Origin of the sequence: Billgrantia antri (genome assembly GCF_017868935.1) — a bacterium.
Lineage (GTDB): Bacteria > Pseudomonadota > Gammaproteobacteria > Pseudomonadales > Halomonadaceae > Halomonas > Halomonas antri.
Genome location: NZ_CP053383.1, coordinates 2,275,749 through 2,289,661 on the forward strand (window position 1 = coordinate 2,275,749; position 13,913 = coordinate 2,289,661).

11 protein-coding genes and 1 pseudogene are annotated in these 13,913 nt (G+C 63.5%); 4 read left to right on the forward strand and 8 right to left on the reverse strand.

All coding sequences use genetic code 11. The features are described 5' to 3' along the window. The first annotated feature begins 32 nt into the window (after window positions 1-32). From HNO53_RS10640 to HNO53_RS10650, 3 genes are all read left to right on the forward strand, one after another. Window positions 33-1,016: a TRAP transporter substrate-binding protein gene (locus HNO53_RS10640; RefSeq protein WP_209478452.1), complete on the forward strand. Its 984-nt coding sequence runs from the start codon at window positions 33-35 to the stop codon at window positions 1,014-1,016. A 68-nt stretch (window positions 1,017-1,084) separates the two neighbouring features. Next, complete coding sequence (locus HNO53_RS10645; protein ID WP_209478454.1) at window positions 1,085-1,648, forward strand: TRAP transporter small permease; 564 nt, start codon at window positions 1,085-1,087, stop codon at window positions 1,646-1,648. A gap of 32 nt (window positions 1,649-1,680) precedes the next feature. After that, a complete protein-coding gene (locus HNO53_RS10650) occupies window positions 1,681-2,985 on the forward strand; it encodes a TRAP transporter large permease (RefSeq protein ID WP_209478456.1) in 1,305 nt (434 codons plus the stop codon). A 17-nt stretch (window positions 2,986-3,002) separates the two neighbouring features. On the opposite strand, the gene HNO53_RS10655 is transcribed toward HNO53_RS10650, so the two are convergent. The 5 genes and pseudogenes from HNO53_RS10655 to HNO53_RS10670 all read right to left on the reverse strand — a co-directional run bounded on the left by HNO53_RS10655 (window position 3,003) and on the right by HNO53_RS10670 (window position 8,804). Next, window positions 3,003-4,841, reverse strand: a complete 1,839-nt coding sequence (locus HNO53_RS10655) for a protein kinase domain-containing protein (protein ID WP_209478458.1) — start codon at window positions 4,839-4,841, stop codon at window positions 3,003-3,005. Between the two features lie 59 nt (window positions 4,842-4,900). Continuing rightward, window positions 4,901-6,178: a 2-oxo acid dehydrogenase subunit E2 gene (locus HNO53_RS10660; protein WP_476695658.1), complete on the reverse strand. Its 1,278-nt coding sequence runs from the start codon at window positions 6,176-6,178 to the stop codon at window positions 4,901-4,903. Window positions 6,179-6,412: 234 nt separating this feature from the next. Further along, window positions 6,413-6,571 (reverse strand): annotated as a pseudogene (locus tag HNO53_RS21700) (biotin/lipoyl-containing protein); the annotation flags it as partial. 27 nt (window positions 6,572-6,598) lie between these two features. After that, entirely contained in the window at window positions 6,599-7,576 is a 978-nt protein-coding gene (locus HNO53_RS10665; RefSeq protein ID WP_209478462.1) for an alpha-ketoacid dehydrogenase subunit beta, read from the reverse strand. A gap of 1 nt (window position 7,577) precedes the next feature. Beyond that, window positions 7,578-8,804: a thiamine pyrophosphate-dependent dehydrogenase E1 component subunit alpha gene (locus HNO53_RS10670; protein WP_209478463.1), complete on the reverse strand. Its 1,227-nt coding sequence runs from the start codon at window positions 8,802-8,804 to the stop codon at window positions 7,578-7,580. A gap of 412 nt (window positions 8,805-9,216) precedes the next feature. Here HNO53_RS10670 and HNO53_RS10675 point away from each other — a divergent pair, with 412 nt between their 5' ends. After that, window positions 9,217-11,037 (forward strand): hypothetical protein, encoded by a 1,821-nt coding sequence (locus HNO53_RS10675; RefSeq protein WP_209478464.1) that lies wholly within the window; start codon window positions 9,217-9,219, stop codon window positions 11,035-11,037. 13 nt (window positions 11,038-11,050) lie between these two features. Here the strand turns inward: HNO53_RS10675 and HNO53_RS10680 are convergent, their stop codons facing one another. From HNO53_RS10680 to HNO53_RS10690, 3 genes are read right to left on the reverse strand one after another with little or no spacing between them, the layout of a single operon-like run. Further along, window positions 11,051-11,812: an ABC transporter permease gene (locus tag HNO53_RS10680; RefSeq protein ID WP_209472111.1), complete on the reverse strand. Its 762-nt coding sequence runs from the start codon at window positions 11,810-11,812 to the stop codon at window positions 11,051-11,053. Next, window positions 11,809-12,750 carry an ABC transporter ATP-binding protein gene (locus HNO53_RS10685; protein WP_209472112.1) on the reverse strand — a complete coding sequence of 314 codons (942 nt, stop codon included), beginning with the start codon at window positions 12,748-12,750 and terminating at the stop codon, window positions 11,809-11,811. The genes HNO53_RS10680 and HNO53_RS10685 overlap by 4 nt, the downstream gene beginning before the upstream one ends. Next, the gene (locus tag HNO53_RS10690) at window positions 12,747-13,913 is read right to left on the reverse strand and encodes an ABC transporter permease (RefSeq protein ID WP_242597396.1); all 1,167 of its coding nucleotides are present in this window, start codon (window positions 13,911-13,913) and stop codon (window positions 12,747-12,749) included. The genes HNO53_RS10685 and HNO53_RS10690 overlap by 4 nt, the downstream gene beginning before the upstream one ends.

The window sequence follows — 13,913 nt, forward strand, 5'->3', positions numbered from 1 at the left end:
GCAATCCGGTAAATCCAACAAGAGAGACAACCATGAACAAGTTCCTGTCCCGCTCCCTGCTGCTGGCGTCCGCCTGCAGCCTTTCCGCCACGGCCGCCGCTGCCGAATGGACCATGGCAACGCCTTATGGCGATGCCAGCTTCCACACCAGCAACGTAAAGCAGTTCGCCGAGGACGTCGCGGAAGCCACGGGAGGCGAGCTGACCATCAACGTCCACAGCGGCGGCTCGCTGGTGGCACATGGCGAAATCAAGCCATCGGTGCGCCGCGGCACCGTCGAGATCGGTGAGATCTTCCTTTCCACCCTGTCCAACGAGGATCCGATCTTCGAAGTCGATACCCTGCCAGGCGTGGCCGGCAGCTACGACGAAGCCTATCAGCTGTGGCAGAGCACCAAGCCGATCATCAGCGAGCTGTTCGCCAACCAGGGCATGATGCCGCTCTACGCCGTCGCTTGGCCGGCCCAAGGGATCTACACCGACTTCGAGCTCAACGACCCGGAGCAATTCAAGGGTCTGCGGGTACGCGCGCCCAACATCAACACTCAGCGCTTCGTCGACAACCTCGGCGGCAGTCCCACCGAAACCGAGGAATCGGACATCCCCACGGCCTTCAGCACCGGTCGCGTGGACGCCATGATCACTTCGAGCTCCACCGGTAACGCGATGACCGCGTGGGATTACGTCTCTCATTACACCGACGCCAACCTGTGGCTGCCCAAGAATATCGTCTTCGTCAATCAACGCGCCTTCGATCGGCTCGACGAGGCGACCCAGGATGCGCTGCTGGAAGCGGCGGCCCGTGCCGAGGAGCGCGGCTGGCAGATGAGCCGTGACGACAACCAGGCTAGCCTCGAGGCGTTGCAGGAGAACGGCATTACGGTCTCCGAGCCGAACGAGGACATAGCAGCCGCACTGCAAGAGGCCGGCGATCAGCTGTTCGCCGACTGGCAGGAGCGCGCCACCGAGCAATCCATGCAGGTTCTCGAGGAGTATCAGCAGCAGCGCGGCAACTGATCGCCGCACCTCCCGGCGTGGCGGGGGGAACTCCCCGCCACGCTAACTGCACTTCTCGAGGTCCAGACATGACGTTCAAATTCAACGCGCTTTACCGCCTGGGGGCCTGGGGTGCCGCTGCCTGCATGGTGGCGATTTGTGCCCTGGTAGCCCTCCAGGTCACTTTTCGCCTGGTCGATGCCTTGCTGGTGCTGGTCGGCATGCGCCGTCTTGGCTTCGGCATCACCGGCCTCTCGGAGATCGCGGCCTACCTGCTGGTCGGTGCCACGTTTCTGGGCCTTGCCTACACCTTCGTGCACCACGCCCATATCCGCGTCACGCTGCTGCTGACACGCTTGCCAGCAGCGCCGCGCGCCTGGTTCGAGGTCTTCTGCCTGCTGGTGGCACTCATTCTCAGCGTGCTGCTCGGCTATGGGTTGATACAACTCATCCAGGAGAGCCGCGAGTTCAATGACGTCTCCTCGGGGTTCCTGTCGATTCCGCTGTGGGTTCCCCAGACGGTGCTGGCCATCGGCGTCGCCCTGCTCTGCCTGGCGCTGGCCGAAGCCTTGGCCAGCACCTTGCGCATCGCCATTCGCGAGCCGCATCGCTTCCGCGAAGCAACCGCCACCGATGACAGCGAAACACACTGAGGCAGCGCCTCTCGCATACGGAGACACGTCACGTGTTGACACTTAGTCTGGCCACCATCGCGACGCTGGCGATTCTGCTCGGTAGTGGGGTATGGATCGCCTTTGCCCTGATCGGCACCGCCTGGATCGCCTTGAGCTTCTTCAGCCCGTTCGAACCGGGGCCGATACTCGCCTCCGACTTCTGGGGGGCCAGCTACGGCTGGGACCTGACCGCCCTGCCGATGTTCATCTGGATGGGCGAGATCCTGTTTCGCTCAGGACTTGCCGATAACATGTTCCGCGGCCTGTCACCCTGGCTCAACCGGATGCCCGGTCGTCTGCTGCACACCAATATCATCGGCAGCGGCATGTTCGCCGCCGTATGCGGCTCCTCGGCTGCCACCTGTGCCACGGTGGGCAAGATGACGCTGCCCGAGCTGGAACGTCGCGGCTACGATGCCAACATGGCCATCGGCACCCTGGCCAGCGCTTCCACGCTGGGCCTGCTCATTCCCCCCTCGATCGTGCTGATCGTCTACGGCGTGGTGACCGAGCAGTCGATCTCGCGGCTGTTCATGGCCGGCGTGGGACCGGGATTGATGATATTGGCGCTGTTCATGAGCTACCTCGTGCTCTGGTCTCTGCTGCGAGGCAATCGCCGTGGCCTCACCGGCCAGGACGAGTCCGGTTTGCCGTTGGCCAAGAAACTCCACCAGACGCTGGAACTGGTGCCCATCCTGCTGCTGATCGGCGGCATCATCGTATCGATCTACGGCGGGCTCGCCTCCCCCACCGAAGCAGCGGCGGTCGGCGTGGTGCTGTCCATCCTGATTGCCCGCTGGAACGGCAGCTTCGATGCCGCCATCTTCAGGGACTCGCTATTCGCTGCCGTGCGTACCGCCTGCATGATTGCCTTCATCATCGCCGCGGCATCCTTCCTGACCTCGGCCATGGGCTTCACCCAAGTGCCGATGCAACTGGCCAGTGCCATCGGTGAAATGGGCCTGTCCCCCCCCATGCTACTGGTGGCCCTTACCCTGCTGCTGCTGGTGATGGGCTGTTTCCTTGATGGAATCTCGCTGATCCTGCTGGTCACGGCGATCATCATGCCGCTGGTGGAAGCTGCCGGCTTCGACCTGATCTGGTTCGGCATCTATCTCGTCATCGTAGTGGAAATGTCGCAGATCACCCCGCCGGTGGGCTTCAACCTGTTCGTCATCCAGGGGTTGACAGGCAAGGACATCGTGACCATCACCAAGGCCACGCTGCCCTTCTTCCTGCTCATGCTGGCAGCGATCGCCTTGATGCACGCCTTTCCCGAAATCGCCCTCTACCTGCCCCAGACCATGACCCGCTAGCTGACTGCCGTGCCCGACTAACGGGCGCGGCCATCGCGCAACTCCTCACGGGGATTGCGTGGATAGTAGCGCTCCGGCTGGTGCTCCTGGTGGGCGAAGAAACGCGTGTCCTTGTAAGGCATCTTCATGAAGCCCGATACCCCCAGCCCCTCGATCAGCCCGACGGCATCGAGAATGTCGTCGAGCCGGTCGCGGAACTCCGCCTCACGGGAGGGATCGAGGAGGCGGTAGTAGCTGTGGATCTTGAGGTGCTGCGGCAGCGCCTCGAAGATGATCATGCCGGTATGGTGGATCTCGTTGAGCGCCTCCAGCGAGGTAATGATCGGCTCCGGCAGGACCAGGAACTCCTCGGGATCGGGGCCATCCTCGAAGTAGCTGTGCAGCCGGCTGCGATCCTCCAGCTCCGGCACGGCGCTGACCTCGTAGCGCAACCCCATGCCGGGCTCGATCACGAAGGGATGGGCGGGGCTCTCGCGATCCAGGTGCAGGGTGTCGCGGGCATTGAACAGGCAGCTCTTGAAGATGCCCTGGCGATAGATGGCGCGAGCCAGGTTGACCATGTTGTTGACCGCCGCTACGAAAGCCGGTTTAAGCGTAGTGTCGTGCAGGTTGAGCGAGGTATCGATGTACACGCCTTCGCTTTCCCAGCGCACCGCGAGCCCGCCCACCACTGGGTACTTGCCAAGGCGGCTCACCGCCGCCAGAAAGGCCTTTTCGGTCTCGCCCATGCCCTGCATGAAGTTTTTGTAGTAGCGATCGAGCTGCACGTCGTTGACGTCGCTGAGCGTTTCGCGACCACCCTCCTCGCGCAGGAAGGCCTTGCGCGAGCTGTAGACCACGGTGTCGATCTCCCGCGTAGCGGGCCTGACCCAGGTCGGCACCAGCGGCGGTTCCGGCGCTTCCGGCAGGTCGATCATCACCAGCCGGGCCAGACGCGGCATCTCTCGTATGAAGTGATCCCCGGCCCGCATACGAACCCTTGGGTCCGGATCGAGCATACCGTCGAGCATGCGGGCAAACTCCATGGGCAACCCCAGGGAGGTGGCCGGGATGGCACGATGACCGAAGCGGCACGACTGCGCCGACGCCAGCGCATAGAGCGTGCCGGCGGTCCCCTGCTCGTCGAAGCGCGGCGACGACAGCGCCCCGTTCAACTGATCCTCGCCGATGAAGTAGACATCGCCGAGGCGGGCATTGGTCTGCTGCAGATTGTCCGACATCAACTCCATGACGTTGGCGGCGACGAACTGCTGGTTGGCGTCGAGCTGGGCGAACACCGACGAGCCCCAATCGATCAGCGCAATCGCCTCGCGGCGGGCATCGAAGACCAGGTTGGAGGGCTTGATATCGCCATGCACGATGGGACGCCCCGCCGGCCCCGACTCCTGGCGCAAGCTGCGCAGGATGTCGGCGAGCTGATCGGCGATATGCACCACCAGACGCGGGGAAAGGCGTCCCTCATGCAGCGAGACCTCCTCCAGGTTGAGCCCCGGCGCCCGCTGCATCACCAGGATCGACTGATTGCGCACGCGCTGGTAGGCGATCAGGCGTGGCACACGGGGGTGGTCGACCTGCTCCAGCATGAACGCCTCCTCCTCGAGGCGGTCCTGCAGCTGCTGGGGCAGGTTGACCCGGGTGAACTTGAAGACGTACTCCTCGCCATGGGCGGTAATGCCGGCGAAGACGAAGCCGTAGGCGCCCTTGCCGATCAGCTCGATATCACGGTAACCCAATTGCTCGAGCTGGGCACGGCACAGCGCCACCCACTCCTTTAGCTTACGCGCGTCGTCGTGGCTGAGCAGATAGATCGACTGCTCTTCCGGGATGTAGAACTGCTGCAGCGGCGCCTGGGACATGTGGGGTTGCCCATCGAAAGGGAGCCGTGCCGGGAAGGTCGCCCGGACGGCTCTACGGACTAGCCGAGATGCAGGAGCATGGTCTCGGGACTCTCGAGGTAGCCCTTCCAGGCATTGCAGAAGCGCGCAATGGTGCCGCCATCAATGACCCGGTGATCTCCCGCCCAGGTGACCGTCATGATCGCCCGCCGAACCACTTCGCCTTGATCGTCGAAGCGCGGTAGCCACTGGCTCTTGCCGATGGCGACGATGGCCAGCTCCGGCGCGTTGATGATCGGCGCCGCGTAGGTACCGCCAAAGGCACCAATATTTGAGATGCTGATGGTGCCACCCTTGAGGTCCTCCTGGGACACCCGGCCTTCGCGTGCGTCGGCGGTCAGGCGCTGGATCTCGCGTGCCACCTCGAGCACGCTGCGCCGCTCTACCTGCTTGACGTTGGGCACGATCAGGCCAGAGCGGCTGTCCACGGCCATGCCGACGTTGACCGAAGGCAGGTAGTGGATCTCGGTGACCTCTGCGTTGAGACGGGCGTTGAGGATCGGCTCCTCGCGTACTGCCAGCGCCAGCGCCTTCATGAAGAACGGCATCAGTGTCAGGCGTACCTGCTGCCCCTCGGCCACCGGCTTGAGCCGCTCGCGCAACGCCAGCAGCTCGGTGACATCGATCTCCTCGCCGTACTGGAAATGCGGGATGGTACTGGCCGACTCCACCATGCGTCGCGCCATCACCGCACGCACGCCGCGAATCGGCTCGACCCGCACCTCGCCCTCCTCCTGCCTGGGCTGCTCCCTTGCCTGAAGGGATGCTTCGCTACGGGCGGGTCGTGCCTGGTCCTGCTCGACCTGGCCGTGCTGCAGCGGTGCACCTTCCAGATAGCGCAGCACATCTTCCTTGAGCACGCGGCCGTCCTTGCCCGAGCCTTCGATCGACTCGAGCGACAGGCCATGCTCGCGCACCAGGCGTCGCACCGCAGGGCTCGCGGGGATGCGTCCATAGGGCCCACGGCCGCCGCTAACCGCCGGCGCGACGCTCTCCCTGCGCTCAGGCGTTTGAGCCACGCCGGTTTCGGTACCAGACGCCTGCGTAACAGTGCTCTCCTCGCCCCCTTCGGCAAGAGTCGGCACATAGGCGAATAGCGGGGCGTGCACTTTGGCGATGTCACCCTTGGGCACGTAGAGCTTACTTACCGTGCCCGCCTCGGGGGCGGTAATCTCCACCAACGCCTTGTCGGTCATCACGTCGACCAGCGGCTGGTCCTCCTCGATCGCCTCGCCTTCGGCCACGCGCCATTCGACCACCTCGCACTCGACGATGCCTTCGCCGATATCGGGCAGAATGAAATCCTTGGGCTTGGGGTCGGCCGCAGGGGTGGCAGCCGGCGACGAGGATGACGCCGCGGGCGGCGGCGCCTCCGCTGCGGGGCTGGCCAGTTCATCCTGCTCCCGTGCGGCAGGGCGCGGCGGCTCAACCTCATCGGCAGTGCCGCCCTCCTCGCCATGTGCCTGGTAGGCGAACAGCGGGGCGTGCACCTTGGCGACCTCGCCCTTGGCCACATATAGCCGGGTGACGCGCCCCGCCTCGGGGGCGGTGATCTCGACCAGCGCCTTGTCGGTCATGACCTCGACCACCGGCTGATCCTCGGCGATCTCATCGCCTTCACTCACACGCCATTCGACCACTTCGCACTCCACGATACCTTCGCCGATATCGGGCAGCATGAAATCGCTCATCGTTCTCTCCTGTCCTGATATCGGGCGTCAGTACGCCACGGATGTCTTGATCGCTTCGAAGATCTTGAGATGATCAGGCAGGTACTCCTTTTCCAGCGTCAGCGGGAAAGGCGTGTCCAGCCCGGTCACTCGCTCGATGGGCGACTCCAGGTACAGGAAGCAGCGCTCCTGGATGGTGGCGGCGATCTCGCTGGCGAATCCCCCGGTGCGTGGCGCCTCATGGGTGATCACCAGGCGGCCGGTCTTGAGCACCGACTCGGCCACGGTGTCCTCGTCCCACGGCAGGATGCTGCGCAGGTCGATCACCTCGCAGGAGATGCCCTCCTTCTCGGCCAGCTCCACGGCGCGATCGATCACCTCCATCTGCGCGCCCCACCCGAGCACCGTGATGTCGCTGCCCTCCTTGGTCACTTCGGCCTCGCCGATGGGCAGCTGGTAGTCCTCCTCGGGCACTTCGCCTACCGATGCCCGATAGAGCCGCTTGGGCTCGAAGAAGATCACCGGATCGGGATCGCGAATCGCCGACAGCAGCAGTCCCTTGGCCTGATAGGGGTTGCGCGGCACCGCGATCTTGAGGCCAGGGGTGTGGGCGAAGTAGGCTTCCGGCGATTGGGAGTGATACAGCCCGCCCGAGATGCCACCGCCGTAAGGCGTGCGAATGGTAAGGCCGCCGACGTTGAACAGATCGCCGGAGCGGTAGCGGAACTTGGCCGTCTCGTTGACGATCTGGTCGAAGGCCGGAAAGATGTAGTCGGCGAACTGGATCTCGGCCACCGGCACCGAACCCTGGGCTGCCAGGCCATTGGCGAAGCCGATGATCCCTTGCTCCACCAGCGGCGTGTTGAAGCAGCGCTCACGGCCGTACTTTTCCTGCAGATGGCTGGTGGCACGGAAGACCCCACCGAAAACGCCTACGTCCTCACCAAAGCAGAGCACCTTGTCGTCCTCGGCCATGGCAATGTCCAGCGCATTGTTGATCGCCTGCAGCATGTTCATCTTGGGCATGTCAGGCTCCCCCCTGCTCGTCGCTGGCCTTGGTGTCTGCCCCCGCCGCCTTGACGTCGGGATCGAGCGATCGCGCCCCTCTGGGATAGGCATCGGGGTGCTTGCGGATGTGTGTCTTGAGGGTGTCGAGCTGACGCTGTAGCTGGGGTGTCACATCGGCATAAACGTCCGTGACCAGGCTCTCCAACGGCGGCGGCGGTCGCTTTTCGGCGCGCTTCATGGTTTCCAGCACCTCGCGGCGCAGGCTGTCCTGGAGTGCCTTTTCCTCTTCCTCGTTCCACCAGCCGCGGTCGATCAACCAGCGCTGCATGCGCAGAATCGGGTCTTTCTCGCGCCAGGCTTCCTCCTCCTTGCGCGAGCGGTAACCGGAGGGATCGTCCGACGACGAGTGTGCCGCCAGGCGATAGGTCATCGCCTCTATCAGCACTGGCTGGTTCATTTCCACAGCGATCTTGCGCGCATCCTGAGTGGCGCGATAGACCGCCAGCACGTCGTTACCGTCGACGCGAATCACGTGCATGCGATAGCCGAAGGCGCGCGGGGCGATGCCGTCAGCAGCGAACTGCTCACTGGCCGGCGTGGAGATCGCATAGCCGTTGTTGCGGCAGAAGAAGATCACCGGCACCTTGTGCACCGAAGCCATGTTCAGGGCGGCATGGAAATCCCCTTCCGATGCCGCTCCCTCGCCGAAGAAGGTAATCGTGCAGTGGCCTTCGCCGGCCAGCTTCTGGCCGTAGGCATAACCGGTAGCCTGGGGAATCTGGGTGGCCAGCGGCGAGGAGATGGTCATGTAGTGCAGCTTGCGCGACCCGTAGTGGATCGGCATCTGCCGCCCTTTGCCGTAGTCGAGTTCGTTGCCGAACAGCTGGTTCATGAACTCGTCGTAGCTGAAGCCACGATAGACCAGCGCCCCCTGTTCGCGGTACTGGGCCATGATCATATCGGCATCGTCCAGTGCTGCGGTGGCGCCAATGACCGCCGCCTCCTCGCCGGTGCACTGCATGTAGAAGGAGAGCCTACCCTGGCGCTGCGCCGCCATCATGCGCTCGTCGAGTACCCGCGTGACGAGCATGGCGCGGTAGATCCTGAGCGCCTTCTCCTCGTCGAGCTCTGGCGCTTCGGCGCCCTCAAACAAGGTGCCATCCTGCTGCAACAGGCGAAAGGTAGGTATGTGGAACTCGTCGCCGGTCATAAAGCCTGGCGAGTGGACGTCGTGTGTTGTTGTCATCTTCCTGATCCTTGGGTAATGGCAGGAGGAAAACCGCCCCTCGTGAGGGCAGTGTTGTCTCTAATGTAGTCATCTGCCAGAGGGTCACTCCAGCAGATCGCCAACGCTGGATAGGGTGACGTTAACGTAAGATGAATCTATGCGCATCTCTTTTGCTACCCCATACGCCCTTCGTATGATATTTCGACTACCAGAGAGACGCCTTCCAGCATTTTTTCTTGCGCAATACGAACAGGTTGTTATCCCGCGAAGGAAGACTTCACCTTGATGCGCTCTATCATCCCAACTAGAAAGGGAGTGGCGTGCCGAAGCAAAGCGCCGACTCACCAGCGCGTGTTCCCACGCGCAACCAAGCACTGCGCTACCGCGGTAAGAGGATACTGCTCGCGGCCAACCGATAGGGAGTGTTCGCATGATTCACCACCTCAAGGCGTTTTCCCCTTTCCAAGAGGACTTCCATTCACCAGGCGACCGCTCGACGACCACTGCCAACCTGCTGCGACCTGACGCCTCGCGCCTGGACGATCTTCATTCGGAAATCGATGACGTCATGTCACGGCAGCAGGAAGCATTGGCCGACCTGAAGCGGATGCAGGACACGTCCTCGCTGTTCCTCGACATGCGTGAAGAGATCCTCTCGGAAGTCGCGGCCACCGTCGCTGCGCTGCGCGAGGGTCTGCCGACCTTTCCCTTCCTCCCTCGCCACGACGCAGACGAAGATGACGCCAGCGAAGAGCGCCATGTCGAGACCGTCACGCTAGGTGATACCAATGAGGACGTAACATACGACGACATGGGCGACGCGGCACTGGCGCTGAGCTTGAGTGCCGACGCACGGGATGAGGAGTACCACGGCGTCTTCCGCTTCGACGGCGGCGGCCCCGCGACGATCGACACTTTCCTGTCGGAGGACCCGAATCCCGATTACGAATCGCCCAACGGCACCTTCCACCTCCCAAACAGTGGATCGGTAAGCCTGTTCGTGGCGAAGGAAACGGGATTCGGCGGTACCGTACACGCCAATTCGGCGAAGACACTGGAGGTGGATGCGCCCGGCTGGTACAGCGGGTCCAAGCTATATGGCGCCAGCCTGACGGAAGCCACCTTCGACCTGGGCAAGGTTAGCATCTACGAGGACGATGCCGCCCATGGCGGCACCTATCATTCCGTCGATATCGATGCCGCTAATTTGGAACAGCTGTCAGTTGCCGGCAATGCGCGTTTTCACCTCACCTCCATTGCCGAGTCGGAGGCCCTGCAGCGAGTCGATGTGACCACCGATGGTGAGTTTCTACTGTCAGGCTTCGAACTCGACCATCTCGAAGACGCCAACCTCAGCGGCGGTGGCCGGGTCGTCTTCTACGCCGACTCGACCAGCACGCAGGCCGAGTCGGTCCGCATCGACGCGGAGGAACTGAGTGGCGATGTCTTCCCCCTTCCCCCCGGTGAAGATACATTGAACATCAGCATTGGTGCCTTCGACGGCACGGCGCGCGGCAATGCCGAGATCATCGGCTCCAGGACGGGGCAGAACAATCTCACGGTCAGCGGTCGTGACCTGACATACACCGGAGGCGAAGGCAATGATTACCTGCATTACAGGCGTGCCGGAGAACTGGACGATATGGCCGGCTTTCGTATCGAAGCCCCCAGCGCCAGCGTGCATTTCGCCGACCTTGTGGGTCAAGGCGAGCTGGCGCTCGATGGCGGCCTCGTTAGGGCTTCCGGCGACAGCCTGGTGCAAACCGAGGAGTTTCTGGCACTGACCGGCAACATGCTGCATCCCGACAGTACCGATGGCGAAGTCAGGATCGTGGCGAACGGCGAGGTGGAGCTGGACGCCTTTCGCCCCTCCGACATCGAGCCGGAAGACTACAACAGCGCCTACTTCGCGCGCAAAACCGGCGACAGTCACTGGTCGGTAGACGAAGAGGGTCGCTTCGACGGCCGCTTCGACTTCGACGGCAGTGTGACCAATGCCGATGACGAGACCCTAGATGGCCTGCTGTTCGAGGACGACGAGGGGGATCTCTTCTACGTACTGGATAGCGATACCGACCCAGGCATCGAGGCGGGAGCGGATGCCTTTCGCATCGGCGAGGTGAGCGAAGGCTGGGCGGATGGCGGTAGCGTGCAGAGCGCCGTCGAGGTCGACGGGTTCATCGACGATAACGACTTGACGCTGTTGGGTGTAGGAGAAACGACATTGACCGAACATGGCGAACTGGCCTAGATGGTGCGGTGCCTCAGTCGCGCCGCTGCAGTCGCTCGAAGGCACTGTCAACGGTGATGGCCAGTATCCCGATCAGCAGCGCCCCCTGCACAATGTAGGCGGTATTGCCGTTGACGATGCCGGCGATGATCGGGTCGCCCAGATTGCTGGCACCTACGGTCGCTCCCAGCGCTGCGGTGGCAATATTGACGGTCACCGAGGTACGAATCCCGGCGATGATCACGGGGGCCGCCAGCGGTAGCTCGACCTGGCGCAGAACCTGACCCGGGGTCATGCCCATGCCTCGAGCCGCCTCGTGAACATCGGGATCGATGCCGTCGATGCCGGCCAGGGTATTGCGCACGATCGGTAGCAGGCCATAGAGCAGCAGCGCGACGACGATCGGCAGGGTACCGAAGCCCAGCGCCGGCACTGCCAGCGCCAGCACGGCAACGGGAGGGAAGGTCTGGCCGATGGAGGCGAGCTGCGAGACCAGCGGCAGGAAGTCTCTGCCGGCCGGGCGGGTAACGGCAATGGCGCCCCCTACGCCCAGCAATACCGCCAGCAGCGAGGCAACGCCCACCACCATGACGTGCTGGCCCAGCAACGCGAAGAATCCCGCCCGACGGTAAATCACTTCCCGCACGTCCGGCTCGACCAACCGAAACAGCCACTCCAGCTGCCCCATGCCGGCCGACAGCATCAGCAGCAGGATGAACCATGCCATCGGTACCAGCCAGCGGCGACTGGTGGGCACTGGGGCGACATGCCTGGCAAGGAGGGACCCCGGCTTCATGACGCCTTCGCCCCGAGCAGACGACGCAGCGACAGCTCGCCGATGGGAATATCCTCTTCGTCGACCACCGTCAGACGGTCCACCTGGTGCCATAGCATGACCGAGAGCGCCTGGCTCAACGACGCACCGTAGGCAATCCGCTCGCTGGCCAGAAGACGCGGCCCTAGCGGCAGCATGCGTTCGCCGACCTGAATCAGTGCGGCCTCCTTGAGTCCCCTGTCCATGCCGCCCAGCAGCGATTCGACGAAGGGGTTCACCGGATCGTGCAGCAGCGCGATGGGTTTGCCCTGCTGAACGATCCGGCCCTGATGCATCACCACCAGCCGATCGGCCAGTGCCAGCGCCTCGTCCATGTCATGGGTAACGAATACGATGGTCTTGTGCAGCCGCGCCTGGAGCTCGCGCAGCTCATGCTGCAACGTCTCACGCGTGATGGGATCCAGCGCGCCGAAGGGCTCGTCCATCAGCAGGATGTCCGGGTCGGCGGCCAGCGCCCGGGCCACGCCTACGCGCTGGGCCTGGCCTCCGGACAGCTGGCGTGGGTACTTGTCGGCGAACTCCGCCACCGGCAGCCCCAGCAACTGCATCAGTTCCTCGACCCGCTCGCGCACTCTGCCCTTGGGCCACTTGAGCAGGCGCGGCACCAGGCCGATGTTGCGCGCCACCGTCCAGTGGGGAAACAGCCCAGTGCTCTGGATGACATAACCGATGCGACGCCGCAGCGCCACCTCATCGAAGCTGCGTACCGGCTGGCCGTCCAGGTGGATTTCGCCGCCATCATGCTCGATCAGTCGATTGATCATGCGCAGCGTGGTGGACTTGCCACAGCCCGAGGTTCCGACCAAGGCGCAGAGCTCACCCGTTTCCACCCGTAGCGAGATACCGTCGACGGCGACCTCGCTGCCGAACCGCTTGGTCACGTCAAAGAGTTCGATCATGCCGTTCCTCCCTGGCGCAGGCGTTCACTAAGAGATCCAAACAGCGCATCGGCGAACAACGCCATGACGATGATCGGCAGGGCACCGAGCAGCACCATATCCATCGCCGCCTGCCCCAGGCCCTGGAAGATGAAGGTACCGAGGCCACCGGCACCGATCAGAGCCGCCACTGCCGTTAATCCGATGGCCTGTACGGTGGTGATGCGAATGCCCTCTATCACGATCGGCAGCGCCAACGGCAGGCGTACTTGCAGGAATACCTGGCGACGACTCATGCCCATGCCTCGTGCCGATTCGATCACCGCAGGATCGACCTCCTCCAGCGCCACGTGGATGTTGCGCACCATGGGAAGCAGGCTGTAACCGAGAAGGGCGAGGAACGCCGGTGCCCAGCCAATGCCGCTGACGCCTATCGCCGCCAGCCAGTCGACATGCGTACCGAGCCAGGCGAGCGGTGCCAGCAGCAGACCGAACAATGCCAGACTGGGAATGGTCTGCAGGAAGTTGAGCACACCGAACCCCGCTCGCCGGATTCCGGCATGCCGGCGCATGGCCAAGGCCAATAGCGCGGCCAATACCAGACTGGCAGCCACCGCAGCACCCACCAGTACCAAATGCATGGTCAACGCACTCGTGAACTGGGCACTGCGCGCCTGGTATTCGCGCTGCAACGCCAATGGCTCCAACCACAATGCCAGCGACAACCACCAGCTCACGATCATCGGCAGCAACAGGCACCAACCCATGGAGCGCGACAGCGCAAGACGTGTACGCAGCTCGATCAGCACCAGCAGCAGCAGAAACAGCAGTAACCACAGGGAGGGTCCGATGCCGACACGCGCCTGAGGCATGGAGGGCTCCACCAAGACTGCCGTCGCTGCCGAGAGCCACAGCGGCAGCAGGGCCAGCAGCAGCACGGTGGTAGCCAGCGCCAGCTTCAGCCTCTGCTGATCCGGACGCCAGGCCAGCACCACCACGGCAAGCATCGGAGCCGTCAGCAGAAGAGCCGGCCAACCGCTCATGATCTCTAGCGCTGCGTAGGCTGAGCCAGGCACGATGCGGTTGGGCGCCACGCTCACCGCATCGAGGATCAGCCATGCTGCCAAGCAGGCCAGCATCAGACTCAACACGACCCAGTTGGGAGAGACCCTGCCCTCACCCAC